This window comes from Peribacillus simplex (assembly GCF_900156045.1).
In the GTDB taxonomy this organism is placed as follows: domain Bacteria; phylum Bacillota; class Bacilli; order Bacillales; family DSM-1321; genus Peribacillus; species Peribacillus simplex_D.
The window spans coordinates 37101-58363 of the sequence record NZ_FTMX01000011.1; the positions used below are offsets into that span (position 1 = coordinate 37101).

17 protein-coding genes are annotated in these 21263 nt (G+C 42.8%); 14 read left to right on the plus strand and 3 right to left on the minus strand.

Going from position 1 to position 21263, the window contains the following annotated elements:
• Positions 1 to 25 precede the first annotated feature (25 nt).
• From BW986_RS25790 to BW986_RS25825, 8 genes are all read left to right on the plus strand, one after another.
• Complete coding sequence (locus tag BW986_RS25790) at positions 26 to 2341, plus strand: copper amine oxidase (RefSeq protein ID WP_076372177.1); 2316 nt, start codon at positions 26 to 28, stop codon at positions 2339 to 2341.
• Between the two features lie 452 nt (positions 2342 to 2793).
• Complete coding sequence (locus tag BW986_RS25795; protein ID WP_076372345.1) at positions 2794 to 3057, plus strand: heterocycloanthracin/sonorensin family bacteriocin; 264 nt, start codon at positions 2794 to 2796, stop codon at positions 3055 to 3057.
• Between the two features lie 149 nt (positions 3058 to 3206).
• Positions 3207 to 5156 carry a putative thiazole-containing bacteriocin maturation protein gene (locus tag BW986_RS25800; protein WP_076372179.1) on the plus strand — a complete coding sequence of 650 codons (1950 nt, stop codon included), beginning with the start codon at positions 3207 to 3209 and terminating at the stop codon, positions 5154 to 5156.
• Positions 5153 to 7096 carry a TOMM precursor leader peptide-binding protein gene (locus tag BW986_RS25805; protein ID WP_076372181.1) on the plus strand — a complete coding sequence of 648 codons (1944 nt, stop codon included), beginning with the start codon at positions 5153 to 5155 and terminating at the stop codon, positions 7094 to 7096. The genes BW986_RS25800 and BW986_RS25805 overlap by 4 nt, the downstream gene beginning before the upstream one ends.
• A gap of 23 nt (positions 7097 to 7119) precedes the next feature.
• Positions 7120 to 8688, plus strand: coding sequence for a SagB family peptide dehydrogenase (locus BW986_RS25810; protein ID WP_076372183.1), 1569 nt, complete (start codon positions 7120 to 7122; stop codon positions 8686 to 8688).
• A gap of 469 nt (positions 8689 to 9157) precedes the next feature.
• Entirely contained in the window at positions 9158 to 10588 is a 1431-nt protein-coding gene (pdxR, locus tag BW986_RS25815; protein WP_076372185.1) for a MocR-like pyridoxine biosynthesis transcription factor PdxR, read from the plus strand.
• Positions 10589 to 11113: 525 nt separating this feature from the next.
• Positions 11114 to 11308, plus strand: coding sequence for a hypothetical protein (locus BW986_RS25820; protein ID WP_076372187.1), 195 nt, complete (start codon positions 11114 to 11116; stop codon positions 11306 to 11308).
• 504 nt (positions 11309 to 11812) lie between these two features.
• Positions 11813 to 12262 (plus strand): YfmQ family protein, encoded by a 450-nt coding sequence (locus tag BW986_RS25825; protein ID WP_076372189.1) that lies wholly within the window; start codon positions 11813 to 11815, stop codon positions 12260 to 12262.
• Positions 12263 to 12399: 137 nt separating this feature from the next.
• On the opposite strand, the gene BW986_RS25830 is transcribed toward BW986_RS25825, so the two are convergent.
• The 3 genes from BW986_RS25830 to BW986_RS25840 form a co-directional block, all read right to left on the minus strand.
• On the minus strand, positions 12400 to 13278 hold the full coding sequence (locus BW986_RS25830) for a MurR/RpiR family transcriptional regulator (protein ID WP_260320996.1): 879 nt from the start codon (positions 13276 to 13278) through the stop codon (positions 12400 to 12402).
• 106 nt (positions 13279 to 13384) lie between these two features.
• Positions 13385 to 14077, minus strand: a complete 693-nt coding sequence (locus tag BW986_RS25835; RefSeq protein WP_076372191.1) for an N-acetylmannosamine-6-phosphate 2-epimerase — start codon at positions 14075 to 14077, stop codon at positions 13385 to 13387.
• A gap of 31 nt (positions 14078 to 14108) precedes the next feature.
• Positions 14109 to 15644, minus strand: coding sequence for a maltose/glucose-specific PTS transporter subunit IIC (locus BW986_RS25840; RefSeq protein WP_076372193.1), 1536 nt, complete (start codon positions 15642 to 15644; stop codon positions 14109 to 14111).
• Between the two features lie 405 nt (positions 15645 to 16049).
• On the opposite strand from BW986_RS25840, the gene BW986_RS25845 reads away from it, so the two are divergent.
• From BW986_RS25845 to BW986_RS25870, 6 genes are all read left to right on the plus strand, one after another.
• On the plus strand, positions 16050 to 16355 hold the full coding sequence (locus BW986_RS25845; protein ID WP_081395810.1) for a DUF2294 domain-containing protein: 306 nt from the start codon (positions 16050 to 16052) through the stop codon (positions 16353 to 16355).
• A gap of 192 nt (positions 16356 to 16547) precedes the next feature.
• A complete protein-coding gene (locus BW986_RS25850; RefSeq protein ID WP_076372349.1) occupies positions 16548 to 17585 on the plus strand; it encodes an ABC transporter substrate-binding protein in 1038 nt (345 codons plus the stop codon).
• A gap of 21 nt (positions 17586 to 17606) precedes the next feature.
• Positions 17607 to 18536, plus strand: a complete 930-nt coding sequence (locus tag BW986_RS25855; RefSeq protein ID WP_076372197.1) for a nucleoside hydrolase — start codon at positions 17607 to 17609, stop codon at positions 18534 to 18536.
• 24 nt (positions 18537 to 18560) lie between these two features.
• Positions 18561 to 19385 (plus strand): ABC transporter permease, encoded by an 825-nt coding sequence (locus BW986_RS25860; RefSeq protein ID WP_076372199.1) that lies wholly within the window; start codon positions 18561 to 18563, stop codon positions 19383 to 19385.
• A gap of 6 nt (positions 19386 to 19391) precedes the next feature.
• Positions 19392 to 20180 (plus strand): ABC transporter permease, encoded by a 789-nt coding sequence (locus BW986_RS25865; protein WP_076372201.1) that lies wholly within the window; start codon positions 19392 to 19394, stop codon positions 20178 to 20180.
• A gap of 14 nt (positions 20181 to 20194) precedes the next feature.
• Positions 20195 to 21259 (plus strand): ABC transporter ATP-binding protein, encoded by a 1065-nt coding sequence (locus tag BW986_RS25870; RefSeq protein WP_076372203.1) that lies wholly within the window; start codon positions 20195 to 20197, stop codon positions 21257 to 21259.
• Positions 21260 to 21263 lie beyond the last annotated feature (4 nt).

Genomic DNA, 21263 nt, shown 5'->3' on the forward strand with positions numbered 1-21263 from the left:
AATAAAAAATGAAAGGAAACATTCTATGAAAACAAAGAAAAGAACTTTCAAAGCAGCAATTATTGGAATGACTGCACTAACTTTCATATTCTCTCCTTATTCACTAATTCATAATAACAATGCTTCTGCTCATGGCGGTGAAGTGGAATTAATTAAGCTAGAAACAGCTTTAGAAGGTACTGGTGCAACTGTTAAATCTGATTTTTGGAGTTTTTTCACAAAAAAAATCACCATCGAAAAAGATGATACGGTCATAAAAATAATACCTGATTCCGATAAAGCGTATATTAATGGAAAAGAGATTACACTTGAATCAAACGTGATAGAAAAAGATGAGAAAATCTACGTAACTGATCATTTTGTAAATGAAGTTCTCCCTGACATCAAGCAAACAGCTAAAATAAAAGACGCTTATCATCCTTTAGATCCTTTAACTCCTAAAGAAATTAAAGCGGTGGTTAATGTAATCAAAAAGGCAGGGAAATATAAAGATACTCTTCGTTTTACAGAAATTACACTGAAGCTTCCCGATAAAAAGAAAGTGTGGGAGTGGGACTACGATAAAGAGAAAAAAGACAACGCATTTACAAGAAAAGCAGAGTTCATTGCATTGAATGGCAAACAAGTTATTGAGGGTGAAGTGAATATATCATCAAAAAAACTAGTTTCATGGAATGAAATGGACGGCGTTCATGGCATGATTATTCTGGATGATTTTGCTACTGTTCAAGGAGCCATTGAAGCAAGTGAAGACTATGCAAAAGCGCTAAAAAAGCGGGGGATAGATGACCCTAAAAAGGTCGTTGCGACCCCTTTGACAGTAGGTTATTTCGATGGTGAAGATAAATTGGAGCATGATAAGCGTCTATTGAAAATAGTATCTTATTTGGATACAGGGGATGGGAATTTTTGGGCGCATCCAATTGAAAATTTGGTCGCTGTTGTAGATCTTGAAAAGAAAGCGGTTATTAAAATAGAAGATGAAGGTGTCATTCCAATCCCGATGCAATTAAACGCATATGATGGCAGAGATTATGAGAAGAAATCCGATGCAAAACCGCTTAATATTACCGAGCCTGAAGGCAAGAACTATGAAATAAAAGGAAATACGATTAGCTGGCAAAACTGGGATTTCCACTTGAGATTGGATACTCGGGTAGGACCTGTGTTATCAACCGTTACTTATGATGACCATGGAAAAAAAAGAAAAATTATGTATGAAGGATCGCTGGGCGGGATGATAGTTCCTTACGGAGATCCTGACGTTGGCTGGTACTTCAAATCCTATTTGGATGCTGGTGAATATGGAATGGGCACATTAACTGCACCGCTAGAACTTGGAGCTGACGTACCAGAAAACGCCGTCCTGCTGGATGCAACAATTGCAGATAACTCGGGCAATCCTTACGTTATTAAAAATGCCATTGCAGTATTTGAACAATATGCGGGGCCAGAATATAAACATGCTGACCTTGCGACATTTAAAGAAGAAAATCAAAGCCGTGAACGCCGTGAATTAGTGGTTCGCTGGGTTAGTACAATAGGAAACTATGATTATATCTTTGATTGGAAGTTATCACAAAATGGAGTAATTAATATTGATGTAGGAGCATCCGGTATTGAAGCAGTAAAAGGTGTTAAATCAAAAACAATGCATGACAAAACTGCAAAAGAGGATACAAAATATGGTACTTTGCTTGATAATAATATTGTCGGGACCACACACCAGCACATTTACAATTTCAGACTTGACCTAGATGTTGATGGCGAAAGTAATTCCCTAATGGAAATTAATCCAAAGGTAGAAAAAAATCAAGAGGGCGGTCCACGCAAAAGTGTTATGGTAACAGAAGAAAAAACAGTAAAGACGGAGCAAGAGTCGATTCAAAAATTTGATTCTTCCACTATTCGACTGTTCAGTAATCTTAATAAAGAGAATAAGGTAGGAAATCCAGTTTCCTATCAAATCATCCCTTTTGCAGGAGGCACTCACCCGATTGCCAAAGGAGCCTTATTTAGTGATGATGATTGGCTTTTCAAGCGAGTTAACTTTATGGACAAGCAGTTGTGGGTCACAAATTATGACCCGGATGAGCGATATCCGGAAGGTAAATATCCGAACCGCAGCAAAACAGATACAGGATTAGGAAAATATTCGGCAAACAACGGTTCCATTGACAATACAGATAATGTGGTATGGATGACCACAGGTGCAACTCATGTAGCACGAGCTGAAGAATGGCCAATGATGCCAACAGAATGGGTACACGCCATGTTAAAACCGTGGAATTTCTTTGATCGTACTCCAACATTAGACTTACCAAAAGAAAATTCAAAGTGATTAAATAAAGTCCTTGTATAAGTTAATGCAAGGGCTTTATTTTTGTCCGAAGCGAGATTGAATTCATAAATTGATTGTTTGGAGTAGCATCGTAATTCATTATAAAAAGGATATTGAGGTTCTATGTTTCTAACTTGCACCTGAGCCTTTTTCGAGTTGATAAGCTAACCTCCTATCCTAGGCCTGCCAACTTAGTTCCAGGTTCTTTCAGCTATGTTCGAAGTTTTTCATTTGTACCAAGCCACATTATTAATAAAGTGATTATCCTGTTTCCGTCTTGAACCGTTTTATGAAGATTCAATAAAAATGGGCTTTTGAATAAGTGGCAATGCCCACTCCCCTGACATAATTTGTTGGAGGGAATACTTGACATGGTTTTATTCCCTGACCATTTCGTTCCGGTTTCCTGTTCTAAGCAATACCTTATAAATAATAAACGGAGGTTATATAAAATGTATGAATTTCAAAATCAATTGCAAAATCTGAATGTCGATGATTTCCAGGTAACTCAGCCGGTTCCATGGGATCAAAACCAGTACAATCTGGATGATTCATCCCGGCAATTCATTGGTGTGGGTGGCTGCTTTGGCTGTTTTGGCTGTTTCTTGTGCTTCGGTTGCTTTGGTTGCGGCGGTCGCTGTGGTCGTTGTGGTCGCTGTGGAGGATGCGGACGCTGCGGAGGTTGCGGCGGTCGTTGCGGACGTTGCGGCGGTTAAGTATCCAGGTTTTCTAAAGGAAGTCCCTGCATGTGCAGGGACTTTTCTTTATAGCATGAGACATAAGGGACAAATTGTCGTACATAGGATTAAAGTGAAGTGCTGTGCTAATAGCAGTACTTAGAATGCATCGGGTTAGGAGGAACGGAATGGTGAATTTGACCCCTTCTATGCGTTTAAAAGTGAAAAGGGATACGTTTTTTCTTCCGGAACCGAACAGAGGTGTGTATTTCAGGAATAACATAAGTTCGTTCCGTATGGAGGGCAGCTCGATCGTACAGTGGATTGAAAAGCTATTACCGATGTTCAACGGGAATCATACATTAAGCGAGTTGACGGACGGATTGCCTGGCCCATACCGGAACAGGGTGATGGAAATTGCCGAGGTTTTGTACGGTAATGGGTTTGTTCGGGATGTGAGTCAGGACAGTCCCCATCAATTAAGGAATCAAGTACTTGAAAGGTATGCTTCACAAATCGAGTTCCTGGAAAGCTGCGGCGATTCCGGGGCTTACCGTTTTGAAACTTATCGAAAGAAAAAGGCGTTGGCTATAGGTTCTGGCCCATTGTTCCTTTCATTGGTGTCCTCGCTGATTGAATCCGGATTGCCCACATTCCATATCTTCATTACGGACACGGTACCGACCAATAGAAAAAGATTGAATGAAATCGTGACACATGCGCGTAAGACGGACGACGAGGTTGCCATAGGGGAGGTCGTGCGTGAAAAGGGAGTAGAGATTGAATGGCAGGAGATCGTGCAGCCTTTTGACTCAATTTTATATGTGTCACAAGAAGGTGATATAGAGGAGTTAAGAGAACTTCATTCGGTTTGCAGGCAAGGGAAAAAGATCCTGTTTCCTGCATTGATCATTAATCAAGTAGGCATGGCTGGTCCGCTCGTCCATCCGGATTCCAAGGGGTGTTGGGAGTCAGCTTGGCATCGTTTACATCAAGCTGAGCTGGAAAAAGATCAGGCACCATCTTCCTCTCCCGCCACAGCCGGAGCAATGTTAGCCAATATAATGGTATTCGAATGGTTTAAAGACGCTACAGGCGTTACGACTGCAGAACAAGCCAATCAATTTTATCTGTTGGATATGGATACATTGGAGGGGAAATGGCATCCGTTCATTCCCCACCCGGGAGTGACGGGAAAGGGGACTGCTGCATGGATTGAAGATTTTGATCAACGGCTCGAGCAGAAATCGGACCCGAGTGAGCCGGGGAAGGTGTTTATGTATTTCAGCCGGTTGACATCCGCGGAATCCGGAATCTTTCATCGTTGGGATGAGGGAGATTTAAAACAGCTGCCGTTGGCCCAATGCCGCGTTCAGGTTGTTGACCCGCTGTCGTCCGGTCCGGCCGAACTGCTGCCCGAAATTATCCGTTCAGACCTCACGCATGAGGAAGCGAGAAGGGAAGCCGGTCTTGCAGGAGTTGAAGCATATGTATCCCGAACACTCAGCCAGCTTGTCCCGACTCTTCCACCGCTTCAGGGGGCAGACGATATAAAGGAATCGGCCGGTGTCGGAGCAGGGGAAACATTTGCTGAATGTGTTTGCCGTGGATTGCAAAGCAGTTTGGATAAAGAGTTTGGCAATAAGAGGTTCAACCAGGAGAAACTCGTGACGGTGCAGTTGGCTCAAGTGGAAGATGAGCGCTGCAGATATTATCTACAAGCGCTGACCCGGCTTCAAGGAGAACCGATCATCGCGTTGGGTGAGGAAGTGTCCGGTTTCCCGGTAGTTTGGGCCGGAACGAGCGACGGTTGGTCCGGAGCTGTCGGTTTGAATGTAACGATCGCATTACGGAATGCCTTGCAAATGGCCGTCATGAAAGTCCAAAATCAGACGGTTTGCTTAACAGCTCCAGGTTTAGTGGCATCACCTGTTCTTGAGGAAGAAAAGATGCCCCTGAATCTTGTGATTCCTTCATGCGGGGTGAAAGGGAATTCCGAACTAGTACAGTCGGCCATTCAAGTTTTGAAGAAGAACAATAAGCGAATTTGTGTTTTCGAATTAAATCTGGAACCTTTCTTGAAGGAAGAAATGGCAGGAGTGTTTGGGGTGTTCTTGCGAGAGGAGGAATCAGGGTGAAAACTGACGTATTGGTTGTCGGGGAAGGAGTGTTGGCCGACCATGTTCATGGGGACCTGTCCGGCCAATATCAGGTGAATCGCCAAACCGATTTCGAGGCGGGAATACCGAAAACGGCGGCTATGGTCCTTCTGCTGCAAGATGCCTGGAATCCCGCTGTCCATTTAAAGGCGGAAGAGGTGATAAGGCAAGCGGGCATTCCATGGCTGCGGGGGTTCGTATCATTTGGAGAGGGAGTGATAGGTCCGTTGGTGCGCCCGGATGTTCCTGGCTGCTCACAGTGTGCGGACCATAGGCATCTCATGGCCGGGCGCGATCGAAAAGAAATGTGGGGAATCCGCAAACAGCTGGAGGAAAATGGGGGGATAGATCGTGATGCGGCTGCATCACGCACAGGCCTTTTACAGATGTCCCACTTGATTTGTGCAGAGGTAAGGCAGGCGATGAAAGGAGAAGGCACCCGTTCGGAAGGGTGTGTATCAATCATCAACTTGAAAACGCTGAATGGCTCGTGGCACTCATTTTTACCAGATCCATTGTGTCCGGTTTGCTCAGCATTACCTGATGACTCGAAGGAGCGTGCCAGGATTTCGTTGCAGCCAAGTCCGAAAATCAGTCCCGGCAGTTACCGTACCCGTTCAATGGAGGAGCTGAATGAAGTTCTGGCCAAGGATTACTTGGACCATCGCACAGGTTTCTTGAATAATAAAATGATAGACCTTGTGCCGCCATTTGCCGATGTAAGTGTTAATTTGCCTTTGTTCATAGGAGATGAGGGGGCGGCAGGCCGTACTCTCTCATATGCGGTCAGTGAGATGACTGCCATATTGGAGGGATTGGAAAGGTATTGCGGAATGGAGCCCCGCGGTAAACGGACAGTCATACATGACAGTTACAACAACCTTAAAGATTTTGCGCTCGATCCCATCAGGATAGGGGTACACTCGAAGGAAAATTATGCACAGCGCGATTTCCCGTTTCAGCCGTTTAATCCTGACCGCTCGATAGATTGGGTGTGGGGCCACTCATTTTTGCAAGAGCGGCCGATCTTGGTCCCGGAATTGCTTTCCTATTACAGCTTGGGCTGCGGTCATGGATTTGTCTATGAAACTTCCAATGGCTGTGCTTTAGGGGGAAGTTTGGAGGAGGCCATTTTCTACGGCATCATGGAAGTGGTAGAACGTGATTCGTTTCTTCTGACCTGGTATGCGCAGCTGCCCCTCACACGTCTTGACCCATATTCAGCAAATGACAAAGAACTTGAGCTGATGATTGACAGGGCGAGGGCGGCAGCGGGATATGATATCCATTTGTTTAATTCGACCATGGAACATGGTATCCCGAGCGTATGGGCGTTGGCGAAAAACAGGAAACAAGAAGGATTGAATATCATCTGTGCAGCAGGGGCCCATTTGGACCCGGTCCGGGCTGTGAAAAGCGCGGTTTTCGAGTTGGCGGGCATGATGCTGACACTTGACGATAAATTGGAAGAGAACCAGGATGAGGTTGAGAAAATGCTGCATGATTCCTCACTGGTACGGAAAATGGATGATCATGGCATGCTTTACGGTTTACCGCAAGCCGAAGAGCGGCTGCAGTTTCTGCTGGATGATGACCGCCCGATGCGAACGTTCGCTGAAGAATACGGGGAAAAGGTGAACCATCCGGACTTGACGGAAGATTTGCAGGAAATCCTTCAGGAGTTTCGCCGATTGCAACTCGAGGTGATCGTGGTGGATCAGACGACACCGGAAATTGCTCGGAATGGGTTACATTGCGTGAAAGTGCTGATACCGGGGATGCTGCCGATGACATTCGGCCATCATCTTACCCGCATAACGGGGCTTGAGAGAATACTGAGGGTTCCGATGGAAATAGGATATGCTGAACGGCCGCTTGAATTCGAACAGCTCAATCCGCATCCGCATCCTTTTCCATAAGCGGTGATTTAGGAGGTTGGAGGATGAGTCTAGAGGCATTTTTACACAATTTGCATTTTGATATCGAAAAGGCAAGTCCGCCGGATTGGGAAGTGGATTGGAATGATGCACCGCTGACGTATAAGCTTTACCGTGACTTGCCTGTTTTTCCGCTATCACTGGAGGTGCCGCTGACGCTCGAGGGGTGCAGCGGACCTTCAAAACAGGACCTCGAAGGAATCGGTCATTTCCTCTGGTATGCATATGGCCTGACCCAAGTCAGTCAGGTACCGAGCTCCTCGGAATCTGAGGACCTCATGCAGTCATTCCGGCGTTTTCCGCCATCAGGGGGAGCTTTATATCCAAGTGAATTGTACGTGTACTTGAAGCTGGAGGGATTATCTGCTGGTGTATACCATTATGATGCGGCACACCACCGGTTGGTTTTGCTGCGGGAAGGGAATTTTGATTCATATATAACAAAAGCTCTTGGTGAAACCTTTGATATGTCAGCATGCTTTGGCACCGTTTTTGTATCGACGATGTTTTGGAAAAACTTCTACAAATATAATAACTTTTCATACCGTCTGCAAGGTCTGGATGCAGGCGTGCTTCTTGGACAGTTGCTCGAAGTGGCGAAACGGTTTGGAATCGCAGCTGGGGTGTGCTTCCAATTCCTTGATCGGGCCATCAATCATCTGCTTGGGCTTTCGGAAGAGGAAGAGAGCACGTATGCATTAATCCCCTTATCGGAAGAACCTTCTTTTAGATTTAGAGAAGAAAGGAGTATGGACCGGCCTGTCAATTCAACGGAATTATTGCTGGAATTGACGGATATTCAGCCTGAACACTATGTTCGGTCGCAAAGAATCAGGGAATTTCCGATGCTAACTAAAATGAATGGAGCATCCATGATCGAATCCACCCAATCATTCCGGCGGATCAGTCCGAAGAAGGGGGCGAAGCCCGAAGGACATATTGTAGCCCTTCCTATCGTGAATCGGTTGTCCTATGACTTGGCATCAGTTTGCCGGAAGCGATTTTCACCTGAAATGGACTTCGTACTCGGTAAAGTCAGTCAATGGCAACTGGCTGCTCTCCTGCAGGAGGCAACCGCTTCTTTCTCCTATCGAAATGACTTGGATGGAAAAAACGAGAACAACGAACATCGCGTTTCATTATATGCTTGTTTGTATAATGTGGAAGACATTCAAGATGGTGCATACCATTACGACAGCACGACACATTCATTACGACAGATACAATCAGGAGATCAGAGGCTCCTATTGCAATACGGAATGTCCCTCGATATCATGAATTTTCAGCAAGTGCCGATCTGCATACATGTAGTTGGTGAGCGGGATTATTCCAAAACGCAACTTGGATATAGAGGATACCGCATCCAGCAAATGGAAGCGGGGATGCTCGTTCAGAAATTACTGCTAGCGTCGTCAGCCCTCGGAATGAACGGGCACCCGCTGCTCGGCTTTGATGTGAATATGTGTGATGAACTTTACAAGTTAGGCGGTCCGCAAAGGAAAACGAGCCTGATCCAAATCCCGATCGGACACTATCATGATCGCCCTTGGCTGAAGGCGAGTCTGCATAGTTAAAGATGTAATTATAGCCTTCATTTCTTTTAAAGAATGAAGGCCGTTTCTATTTAATGAGGAAACTCCAATTATTAATAAAGGCACTTTTCGTTAAGATTGTTGTTTTTAAAACGAAACGATTTAAGGTTGATTGGAGCGCAAGTGCGAGACTCCTGCGGGAGCAGCGGGACAGGTGAGACCCCACAGGCGTTTACGCCGAGGAGGCTCACCGCCCGCCCCGCGGAAAGCGAGCATCTGGAGGGGAAATCAACCACACCGCATTACTTGGTAAATGGCAACAAAGTATGCGAAAACAGCCTTAATAAAAAACTGGAACTTGAAAAATGGTATAGCTTCCAACCTAAAAGTGCAATACTCGCGGCTGAAGATTATACTGAATTATAAGGTTTTACTGCTTTTGGGAATGAATAAGTATATAAAATTCATAATTTAGTACGCTTTTAACTAAACATTTTAAAGGATGTAGCTTATGGAATGGAAAATTGACAGAAAATCCAAGAAGCCTTTATATAAACAAATTGCAGCTTACATCGAGAGTGGCATTGCTGATGGAACATTTTTATTGGATAAGCCGCTACCGTCTGAACGCTTCTTGGCAAGTGAACTGGGAGTTAACAGAAGCACAGTTGTTAAGGCATATGATGAATTGGAAGCAAATGGACTGGTTGAACGAATAAAAGGAAGCGGAACGGTGATCAGCAAGGATATCTGGGGAGTTACACGAAAACGTATACCTAGTTGGAATCGATATATTGAAGCGGGTTCTTTTTTGCCCAATATGCCAGTAACCCAAAGAATACGTAAAGAGACGGAAGGGCATCGAGTTATTAACTTAGCTAGCGGGGAGCTTTCAGAAGACTTATTTCCAGTCCAATCCTTACGTGAAATCATTTCCAATAGGTCCTTCATTGGTAGTTTGGGTTATGATCACCCACAGGGCAATGCTGTTTTGAGGGAAACGATAACCAATCATGTTAAACAGTATAGGAGAATTGACACGCATCCATCTTCCATACTCATTACTTCTGGTGCACAGCAGGCCCTGCATCTGGTGGTCCAATGCTTGTTAAAGCCAGGAGATGCCGTTGTAATGGAAGATCCATCATATAGTTACAACCTTCCCATCTTTCAATCCGCGGGGCTAAGGATTTTTCCTTTACCAGTTGATAAAGATGGCATCAACCCGGAGGATTTATTGGAACTCCATAAAAAACACCGGATCAGGATGATTTTTTTGAACCCTGTATTTCAAAACCCTACAGGAACTGTCCTGCATATCAACCGTCGCAAACGGATTCTGGAACTTTCATCCGATTATGGAATACCGGTCATAGAAGACGATCCTTATAGTTTAACTTCCTTTGCCGGTGAAGAAATTTCCACTCTTAAATCGATGGATAACAACGGAAATGTTTTATATATAAGTTCATTGTCAAAAATTGTTGCTTCCGGTTTAAGAATTGGGTGGATTATCGGACCGAAACCCGTTATAGAGAGACTATCTGATGCTAAGCAGCAGGTTGATTTCGGCCATGGCTCATTCACTCAATGGATAGCAAATGATTTTTTGGATTCAGAGTATTTTCCTGCCCATATTACCTACTTAAGGGGGCAACTGGAAAAAAGAAGGGATGCAATCGTTTCGAGTCTTCAACAATTCCTGCATAAAGAAGTTGAGTATTATTCGCCAAATGGTGGAATTCATTTGTGGTGTAAGCTGAAGGTGCCATTGAACGAAATAAAGTTACTGGAGGAATCCATCAAAAGGGGAGTCATATACGTTCCAGGTTCAACATTAGGTACAAATAAGGAATATGTACGCTTTACTTTTGGAAGGGAAAATGAGGATTCCATTCACGAAGGCATCAAAAGGTTTGTGGAGGCTGTAAAAAGTTTATAATCATATGCTTTCATATTCATACTGTAGACAAACTGGTTCGGTTTGCCTGCAGTTTTTTTAATTAAAAGGTTCCGGTGATTTCAGAAATCCACATCTAAATGATAACCATACCCGAGGAGTTAAAGGTGTTGTTTTGGGTCAGTTGATTCAGGAACATCATTTGATGAAAGTTATGTTATTCGACGAACTTTTGTCTTTTTCGAGGAAGCAAGTTAGGTCTGGAGTTACCACGAGGCGTGGTATCTTAGCCGTTCCTTCAGAGGCGCTTTACCCTTTTCTATGTATATTAACGAGAATTCAGCAAGTGGATGGTGGAAATTTCACTTGATTGGATGGTCCTAAAATTGGCTGTTCTTTTATTATAGAGAAGTAGGGTTTTCTAATATATTTACGATGAGCGATCAACCTGGACAATTTAATTTTGACATGCCAATTAGGAATGATTTTTATGTAGTTACACAGCGATATGCGATGAGAATCGGAATAATTTGAAATGGCTCAAGGAAGTAAAGGAGGCGTTGAATCATGACGATAAGTGTAATATTAGTAGTAGCCATTAGTTTAGTTGCCCTGGTTGGCACCCTTTCGTTAGCGGGGAAGAGTGATAGTGATTATTCTGCAGCAACGAGAGGGAATTTGCTGAACCTAAGTTATATTTATATGGGTCTTGCCCTAATATTAACTGTGGGCATCATCTACTTCGTAATAAAATTAACCTAAGATATCATGTGAATGATTGCTATAATAGCAAATCAAAATGTTTAGAAATATAGGCTTAATTATATAAAGCTAGTGTTTTGTACGAGTGATATAAAAGACATGCTCTATTTGTGGAAAAATGTGAATTTGTTCACATATGTGACGAAAATGTGAACGAAAAGAATCTGATTGATTCGTAAAAAAATAGCTTTTGTAAGCTGAACGGTCACTACAAAGAAGAACTGACCGTCTCTTTCATTTAATCATTAGGCTCTTTTCGTAAAGCTAGTTGTTTTTAAAACGAAACGATTTAAGGTTGATTGGAGCGCAAGTGCGAGACTCCTGCGGGAGCAGCGGGACATGTGAGATCCCATAGGCGTTTACGGCGAGGAGGCTCACCGCCCGCCCCGCGGAAAGCGAGCATCTGGAGGGGAAATCAACCACACCGCTTTACTTGGTAAATAGCAACAAAGTATGCGAAAAACAGCCAATCATTAAATTATAACGTAGCGGAGATGATGAAATATGACAGTGCCTGTATTGATTTTGACAATTATCTTAGGTTTGCTTAAATTATTAGTTACCTGCCTTCCAACCGATGCAGTGAATTGGATTCTGAGTAAATTTAAAATACATTCAGAAATTAGTGGCGCGAATGCAATCGTAACCTTTGATGGAAAACGTTTGGAAGGTGAAGACAAAATTCAAGTAATTGATTATTTTAACGAAGCTAAGTTTTTGAAAAAAAATCATATATTCCCAGGGAACGAGCAATTGTTTTTACATCCTGAGAACGGTGGTATTCCAATAATGATTGATACTAAAAGAGGAAAAAACGATGTTCGATTATTTTTGTACATTTACAACGACCACGTGGATGTAGTCAAACAGTACAAGAATAAGGTAGTTGCGTATAGCCTTCTTTCCGAGAGCCTCCAAGAACGTTCCATGCCAGTAATAAGGAAATTAGTTTAAAAGGAACATAAAAAAAAAGACGTCTTTAAAATGGACTGCACCCCAATTGTTAGTAACTTACAAGCAATTGGAGATGCAGTTTTTTATATGACTCGTGTATTGGTAAGTACATGTACTTTTTATGGATCGGCCAAAAGTCAGTCGTTCTCGGTCAATACCTTTAAAGTCTTTTCCCTGATGCTTATCCTGTTCTTATAATCTTTAGCGACCAATTCTGTATATATTAAATCAAAAAGTAATAGCAGCGGAAGCAATGGGGAGATGTTTTGCCCCATATGCATACTGTTCTTGCTCGTGACCAATAGCGATATATCGCCAAGCTTTGAGAGCTCGGAATTCTTATCCCCAGTAAAGATCAGGATGCGTGAGCCTTGCCTCTTTGCGATTTTAACTGCAGAAATCACTTCCTTCGTTGTTCCGGAAATGGAAATGCCGATGACAACACTATTCTCGTTACTTAAAGCTGCATCCATCATTGACTGGTGGGGATCTGTAATAGCTTCAACAGTTAAGCCGATACGGAAAAACTTTGACTTGAACTCCTGTGCCGCTATACCTGAACTCCCTATTCCATAAACATGAATCTTATTTGCCTGTGTAAGGTAAGATACAGCTTTTTGGATATCGTCATATGTGGTTATATGAAAGGTATTATCAATGATGCCTAAGTGATCTTGATACAGTTTAGCGAAGTAATCCACCTGCTTGATGTTCTTCATATTTTTCGGTGTATTTCGGAGATCCACGAACCTTTTTAACTCATGCCTGAACTCATTGAACCCGGAAAAGGCTAATTTCTGGCAAAAACGCGTAATGGTTGCAGGTGAAATATGAAGCTTTTTAGCGATTTGACTAATGGTTAACTGACTTACTTCTTCAGGGCGCTGCAGAATGTAATTGGCCAATTCTTCTTCTGTTTTGGTGAATTTGTCCATGCTGCACTCAATGCCATATATGAGGTTTTCTGCGAGATATTCCATTTGATCACCCATTTCAAATTTCTTATATGTATTCATAGTTTAATGTATCCATTGGCGGCGTCAATAACCTGAGGAGCCATGAATCGCAAAAAAGACCCAAACTGTTGCCAGTCTGGGTCTTTTCATTACTATGTGCAACGTTCTATTCTTGGATAGCATCCACGAATCTTTTAGTGATTTGCTGCGGCCTGGTAATGGCACCGCCCACTACTACTGCATGGACATTCATATCCAATACAGAGCGGGCGATTTCTGGTGTTATGACATTTCCTTCCGCGATCACTTTCGCTTTTTTCACTGCTTTTACTATCTCTTTGAGCACAGCATAGTCATCCTCATATATTTTCTGGCCGAACGTTTCGTCGGTATAGCCGAATAAAGTGGGCGCTACGATATCGAATCCTAATTCGTCAGCGAAAATGGCTTCCTCAATGGTGGATACATCCGCCATTAGTAAAACATCCGGATATTTTGCTCTTATTTCACCATAAAACTGCTTTAGCGTTTTACCGTCCGGTCTTACCCTGGATGTAGCATCCGTCGCAATGATTTCCGCTTTCGTTTCCATCAATGCATCGATTTCGGCCATGGTGGGAGTGATATAGACATCGTTTTGTCCATACACCTGTTTAATGATCCCTATGACTGGAAGGTCCACATTTTTCTTGATTTCGATTATGTCAGCTACAGAGTTTGCGCGGATGCATTTCGCACCGCCTTCTTTGGCAGCAATGGCCATGCGTCCCATAATAAAAGAGCTGTGCAGCGGCTCATTCTCCAATGCTTGACATGATACAATTAAGCTTTTGTGAATTTTATCCAGCACCTGTTGCATGTTTAACACGTCCTTATCGTTATCTATGTTCTTAATGACCCAAGTATTCTTCCACTTCATTTTTGATGATCGTCACTTGGGGACCGTATACTATTTGAATGCCATTTCCTTTTTTTACGACGCCTTTTGAACCGGTTTGTTTAATGACGTCTTCTTTCACCAATGATTCATCCTTTACCGTGACACGCAGACGGGTTGCACAGCAATCGACTATATCGATATTTTCCTGTCCGCCTAAACCATTGACGATGGTCTGGGTTCTCTCTGATGCGGTTACTTGTGTAACGGCGGCCTGTTCATCATCTTCACGGCCGACCACTTTCAAGTTCTTCTTCCTGATCAAGAATTTAAAAGTGAAGTAATATAGGAAAAACCATGGAATGCCGACGAGCAGTACATAAATCCAGTTTGTTTTACTGATTCCCTGGAGTATCCCGAATAAAGTAAAATCAATAAACCCTCCAGAAAAAGTTTGACCGATCGTTATATTGAATATATCTGCCATCATGAAGGCAAGTCCGTCAAACAAGGCATGAAAAACATAAAGGATCGGGGCGACAAATAAGAAACTGAATTCAAGCGGTTCGGTTATGCCTGTTAAGAAAGAGGTCAAGGCAGCTGAAAGAAGCAAGCCGGCCACGACTTTCTTATTTTTAGGTTTAGCGCAGTGATAAATGGCCAGTGCCGCGCCGGGTAAACCAAACATCATCGTGATGAACCGTCCGGACATGAACCGGGAAACACCCTCATAGTACTTGACGGTAGTCGGATCGGCCAATTGCGCAAAGAAGATATTCTGGGTCCCGCTTACAATCTGCCCTTTTATCTCCATCGTTCCGCCTAATGCTGTTTGCCAGAAGGGAAGGTAGAAAATATGGTGCAACCCTAACGGCCCGAGCATCCGTAATATGAATCCGTAAAAGAAAGTCCCGATCGTACCTGTGCTCGTTACCAGCGCACCTAATTGGTTAATGAGAAGCTGGAAATAAGGCCACACGATAAAAAGCACGGCTCCAACCAAGATGGATGCGAAGGAAACGATGATCGGAATGAAACGGGAACCGCCGAAAAACCCTAAAACTTGCGGAAGCTGAATTTTATTATATTTATTGTGCAAAAATGCGGCGACGACACCTACTACGATACCGCCAAACACACCGGTCTCCAGTGTTTGGATCCCGACCGCCATTCCCTGTCCGGCACCTGCCAAATTCTCTTTGGCAAGTTCCCCGTTAATTTGAAGCAGTGCATTTATTGAACTGTTCATGACGAAGTAGCCGATCATGGCTGCCAGTGCAGCGGTCCCTTTATCCGAACGTGCCAATCCTACTGCAACACCTACGGCAAAAATGACCGGCAAGTTGCCGAATACGATGCTTCCTGCAGAACTCATGATCGTGAAAATGGCCTGCAGCCAAGCAAAGTCTAAAAAAGGATAGGCCTCAACTGTATTTGGATTGGAAAGCGCCCCGCCAATTCCCAGCAATAAACCGGCCGCTGGCAAAACGGCAATCGGGAGCATAAAAGATTTACCGAACTGCTGCGCTTTCTCAAAAGCTTTCTTCATAATAATTCCTCCCTTATTTAACGAGCCTTTGATACTCTCTATTTTTTATCGCTCTATACTAACTATATTAAATCCGAATGATAGCGTTTTCAATGCGATGCAAGGTTATATCAATTGTTTTCAATCCTGCGCTTATTTCTCTGAAAAAGTTTTCATTAATAGAAGTGCTGGATTGAATATAAAGTTATATAAATATATTGAAATCTCCTTATGCTTATTTTTATAATTCGTGTATTGGTGAGTAAATGTACTATTTAATTTAAAAAAACATTTTTTTTGTGCGAAATCCGAATATTATCTTGTGCAATTAAAAAAAAGTATATATAATTACCTCAAACGATAGTTTGGCAGGTGATAGTCATCTTACCGATAAACTCTAACGAAACGAAGAAATTGCTTTCTCATATGTATAATGAGGTATCGAAGGAATTGTTCGGCTTTGGTACGACGCTGCTGAAGGTTACTGTTGAGCAGAATGTGATTACATTTCAGGCCAAACATCGACGTGCCCCGCGCTCTGAAGCTTTGGAAGGGGAAGTTCCCAGCCTGAAGCAGGAGGTGGACTTTCATATGTCCCTGCTTTATAAAAAGAAATTGAAACAAAAGCTGGAAACGCAAACAAATTGGGATATTGAAGCTGTCCTGAGGGATTATGACTCAGCGACGCAGCTGGCATTCACCAATATTGTTTTGAAGGAAAAAATTAAGTAATCATATAAATGGATTTCACTTCGGATTTATCTGGAGGGAACGCCACTATAGAACCAAATGATAAGTTTTATCTTTGTTTACAAAGAAAAGACAATCTTGGGTAGAATTTTAATTCTATTTAAGATTGTCTTTTTTTACATTTATATCAGTAAAAAGGAAATTTTAAAAAATATGAACTTGGAGGTTTGGATGATGAAAAAAATATTGATGATGTTATCACTTTTCACATTAGTTTTAGCTGCATGCTCTTCAAAAGAGGATGGTAAGGAAAAACCAACCAAATTAGTCGTTTCCACTTGGGGATTCGCCGATGATTTCTTCCGTCCGGAAGTTTATGAGCCATTTGAAAAGAAGCATAATGTAGAGATTGTTGTTGATTCAGGAAATAATGCAGATCGATTGAACAAAGTACGCCAAGCGAATAGCGATGTGGATGTTATCTATTTATCCGACTACTATGCACAGCAGGGCATCGATGAAGGATTATTCGAGAAAGTCGACCATAGCAAAATTCCGAATATTGATAATATATACGACAAGGCAAAAGCGCCGAATGGCGATGACTTTGGACCAGCCTATACGATTGCACAATTTGGCATTGCCTATAATCCCGATGAAGTGAGTAAACCGATCACCTCTTGGAAAGATCTTTGGAGCAAGGATTTGGCAGGGAAGATCACGATCCCATCCATCACTTCAACAACTGGACCGATGTTTTTGGATGCCGCTTCAAAAGTTAGCGGAAGTAAAGAGTTCAATGAAGATAAAGCCTTCGATCAAATGAAAAAGATCATGCCGAATGCGGTTAAGGAATATGGGCAAACATCAGAGTTCGTCAACATGTTCTCGCAAGGGGAGATCGCTGCAGGCCCGATCATGGAAATGTATTTTGGCGATTTACAGGAAGCCGTTCCCAATGCTAAGTTCATTTCCCCTGAAGAAGGCGGCTACGCAGTGATGAATACGGTGAATATTGTTAAAGCCAGCGATCAAAAAGAATTGGCCGGCGAATTCATGAATTACATCTTAAGCAAGGAAGTTCAGGAAAAATCAGCGAAAGCGAAAGTGGATTCTCCTGTCAATACGGAAGTCAAGCTCTCTAAAACGGAAGCGAAAGGCTTAACCTATGGAGATGACGTCATTAACAGCCTCCGTGTATTGGACATGAAGTTTGTAAATGAGGACTCTAAACAATGGATCGATCGTTGGAATCGTGAGCTTACACACTAAGAAAGAAACGAGGTGTGCTTGATGAAGAAAAAAATGATTCTTGATGTGGATACTGGAATAGATGATGCAATCGGGATCATTCTTGCTGTTAAAAGCCGTCAATTCGACATATTGGCGGTAACAACGGTGAACGGGAATGTATCACTTGATACGGCCACATTGAATACATGCAAAATATTGGATTTATTGAGTGAACAGGACATTTCAGTCATAAAGGGGGCAGATAGACCAATTATCAGGAGCCCCTTTTTTGAACACCGGGTCCATGGCGAAGACGGGATTGGCGGAGCCTTGAAGGATGTGCCAGTCAAAAAGCGGCCTGATGATGGATTTGCTTCTGATTTCATCATCAATTCCATTTTGAATTTTCCTGGTGAAGTGACGCTTGTCATGACGGGACCTCTTACGAATTTGGCATTAGCGGTGAAAAAATGTCCGCAAATCACCAAGCTCGTTAAAGAAGTCATTTTCATGGGCGGAGTCGTTCAAGGGGTTGGCAATGTCACGCCAACCTCTGAATATAACACGTATGTCGATCCTGAAGCAGCCAAAATCGTATTACAGGCGGGATTCACATCCATCACGCAAGTTGGTCTTGATGTCACGAGAAAGGTTCTATTGGGTGAAGAACATATCCAACTGATTCAAAACCTTGAACTTGCCGACTATATAAGGGAAAGTACATCAGATTATCGGAAAAGGTATTTTGAACGTAACGGTATATGGGCCTGTGCGATGCATGATCCATTGGCTGTAGCCATTGCTTTGCAAGCAGATCTTGTCACCAGAGAAGAATATTATGTGGATGTTGAAACAAAGAGTGATCTTTGTGACGGACAGATGGTCTGTGACTTTCAAAATAGGCTGATGAAGCCGCCAAATGCGCATGTTTGTCTGGACGTTGATGCGGAAGCGTTTTTCGACCTGTTCATTCGCATAATCAATTCATAAATAATACGAACAGGGGGTTCCGAGGTGAAAAAACGCTATCTATACCTGTTGCTGTTTCCAGGCGTTCTATTTTTAACGATTTTCATGATCATTCCGATCCTAATGACGATTGGCACGACATTTTTTAATGAAAACGGCGGCTTTTCTATACAAGGATATCTCGATTTTTTCCAAGATCGATACTTTATTGAAATTCTGCTGACGACACTTAGGGTGAGTCTGTTCACGACAATCATTTGCATTCTATTAGGATTTCCAGCAGCTTATTATATTTCAAAACTGAAACAACGAAAAAAAGCCATCATGCTTTTGCTGACGATCTTCCCGCTATTGACAAGCCCTGTGGTCCGCTCATTCAGCTGGATGGTGATCATCGGTAAAAACGGAGTGGTGAATAAATTGCTCATGGGCATGGGCTTGATTGAAAAGCCGCTTGATATTTTGTATACGCCTACGGCCATCATCATCGGATTGGTCCATTTATTCCTGCCATTGATCATCGTGACGCTGGTGGGTGTGATGGAGAACATCGAGACTGACTTATTAAAAGCGGCGGAGAGCCTTGGAGCATCAAGGTTGGCCGTATTCTCGAAAGTGGTCATCCCGCTTTCGGTTCCTGGTTTGGTCATTGGTAGCATCCTTGTTTTTGTAGGGAGCTTCACGGCCTATACAACGCCTGCTTTATTAGGCGGGAAACAGCGGGTCATTTCGACATTTCTTTATCAAAACGCGATTACATTGAACGAATGGCAAGTGGCATCGATTGTCGCTACCATAATGATTGCGGTGACAGTCCTTATCATATCGATCATGAATGGTTTGGCAAAAAAATTAAATCCAAAGGGGTAGAGGTGTATGCAGGAAAAAAATCGAGGATTGGCCCTGTTTACTCTCCTGGTGTTCCTTTTTTTACTAGGGCCTTTGCTTATCATATCCGTTACGTCATTCGAAGGCGGAAATATTTTGAAGTTCCCGCCAGAAGAGTTTTCTTTAAGATGGTACGAAAATATTTTTAATGTGGAAATGTTTTTGGTCGCTTTTAAAACGTCCATCCTTGTTTCACTGGCAGGCAACCTTTTGGCACTGTTACTGGGAGTGCCGGCTGCCTATGCACTAAGCAGGTTTGATTTCAAAGGGAAAAGCGTGATCAATGCATTTTTCGTTTCTCCCATATTAATACCGGGAATTGTGCTCGGCTTTGCGTTTTTACGTTATATTGTGGGGACTTATCAGCTTCCGATTTATGCGGCCCTGTTTGTGGGACATACTGTTATCATGCTTCCGTTCATCATCCGCGTGATTTCTTCAAGCTTATCAAACTTTGACTTTTCCATTGAAGAAGCGGCGGAGAGTCTCGGCGCCAGTAAATTGGGCACATTCTTTACAGTCGTCCTTCCGAATATAAAATCAGGAATTCTTGCGGCAGTCATGATCGCCTTCTTGGAATCCTTCAATAATGTAGACATTTCAGTTTATATGACAGGCCCTGGGGTAAGTACGTTTCCGATTCAGATGCTGACGTATGTAGAGAACTACTTCGATCCTACCATTTCGGCCATTTCCGTATTACTCATGTTCATAACGGCATTCTTCATGTTTATAGTAGAACGGCTCATGGGATTGTCTTATTTCACAAAACGATAGGGAGGTAATGATGGATGGCTTTATTCACTTTACAAGATATATCTGTAGCATATAACAAACAGAATATATTAAAAGATTTCAATCTTGAGATTGAAAAAGGGAAACTGGTATCCCTTCTTGGCCCGAGCGGCTGTGGGAAAACGACGACTCTAAGGTTAATTGCCGGGTTTTTACAGGCGAACGAAGGGAAGTTTTTATTCAAGGAAAAGGACTATACGAAAGTGCCCGTCAACAAGCGGAATTTTGGCTTTGTGTTCCAAAACTATGCATTATTTCCGCATTTGTCGATATTCGATAATATTGCATTCGGTCTCCGTCTGAGAAAAATTTCTAAAAGTGAAATCGAAAAAAAAGTAATGAATGTGCTCGAAATCGTCAATTTAAAAGGGTTTGAAAAGAGATATCCCCAAGAGCTTTCCGGAGGCCAAAAGCAGCGGGTTGCGATTGCCAGGGCGCTGGTGATAGAACCGGACATCCTATTATTTGATGAGCCTTTGAGTAATCTTGATGCCAACTTAAGGGTGAATATGAGGGTCGAGATCCGCCGTATCCAACAAGAGCTGGGGATTACAACGGTATATGTCTCCCATGACCAGGAAGAATGCTTTTCGATATCCGACCAGGTGGCAATCATGAATAAAGGGATCATCGAGCAGCTTAGTGATCCTGCAACCATTTACAAATATCCTGAAACCAAATTTGTCGCAGACTTCATCGGCTTCAAGAACTTCATTGAGTTCGATAAGCGGACAGATCATGACGGTAAAATAGAACTGAACAAATCCGGCTACTCATTTGTGCTGCACAAGGATGCACAGATGGCCAATACAACGGGAAAAACAGGCGCCATCAGGCCGGACGATCTGTTGATCAGGGAAAAAGATAACACTGGAGCTGTTCAGGAAAATAGTTTATCTGGCCGGGTTAAGGTAAGTACCTATCTGGGAAGAAGCTATCAATATGTCGTTGAAACTCCAATAGGGGATTTCACCGTGAATAAGGAAATGACGGAATCCTACCGGACGGGTCAGGAAATCATCCTTGAAATTCCGAAAAACCAGATGGTGCTTGTGGACTAGCTTA

Excerpts from the sequence above, each read along its gene's own strand:
- BW986_RS25790 (WP_076372177.1), top strand. The coding sequence starts at position 26 with ATGAAAACAAAGAAAAGAACTTTCAAAGCAGCAATTATTGGAATGACT.
- BW986_RS25795 (WP_076372345.1), top strand. The coding sequence starts at position 2,794 with ATGTATGAATTTCAAAATCAATTGCAAAATCTGAATGTCGATGATTTC.
- BW986_RS25800 (WP_076372179.1), top strand. The coding sequence starts at position 3,207 with ATGGTGAATTTGACCCCTTCTATGCGTTTAAAAGTGAAAAGGGATACG.
- BW986_RS25810 (WP_076372183.1), top strand. The coding sequence starts at position 7,120 with ATGAGTCTAGAGGCATTTTTACACAATTTGCATTTTGATATCGAAAAG.
- pdxR (WP_076372185.1), top strand. The coding sequence starts at position 9,158 with ATGGAATGGAAAATTGACAGAAAATCCAAGAAGCCTTTATATAAACAA.
- BW986_RS25820 (WP_076372187.1), top strand. The coding sequence starts at position 11,114 with ATGACGATAAGTGTAATATTAGTAGTAGCCATTAGTTTAGTTGCCCTG.
- BW986_RS25825 (WP_076372189.1), top strand. The coding sequence starts at position 11,813 with ATGACAGTGCCTGTATTGATTTTGACAATTATCTTAGGTTTGCTTAAA.
- BW986_RS25830 (WP_260320996.1), bottom strand. The coding sequence starts at position 13,278 with ATGAATACATATAAGAAATTTGAAATGGGTGATCAAATGGAATATCTC.
- BW986_RS25835 (WP_076372191.1), bottom strand. The coding sequence starts at position 14,077 with ATGCAACAGGTGCTGGATAAAATTCACAAAAGCTTAATTGTATCATGT.
- BW986_RS25840 (WP_076372193.1), bottom strand. The coding sequence starts at position 15,644 with ATGAAGAAAGCTTTTGAGAAAGCGCAGCAGTTCGGTAAATCTTTTATG.
- BW986_RS25845 (WP_081395810.1), top strand. The coding sequence starts at position 16,050 with ATGTATAATGAGGTATCGAAGGAATTGTTCGGCTTTGGTACGACGCTG.
- BW986_RS25850 (WP_076372349.1), top strand. The coding sequence starts at position 16,548 with ATGAAAAAAATATTGATGATGTTATCACTTTTCACATTAGTTTTAGCT.
- BW986_RS25855 (WP_076372197.1), top strand. The coding sequence starts at position 17,607 with ATGAAGAAAAAAATGATTCTTGATGTGGATACTGGAATAGATGATGCA.
- BW986_RS25865 (WP_076372201.1), top strand. The coding sequence starts at position 19,392 with ATGCAGGAAAAAAATCGAGGATTGGCCCTGTTTACTCTCCTGGTGTTC.
- BW986_RS25870 (WP_076372203.1), top strand. The coding sequence starts at position 20,195 with ATGGCTTTATTCACTTTACAAGATATATCTGTAGCATATAACAAACAG.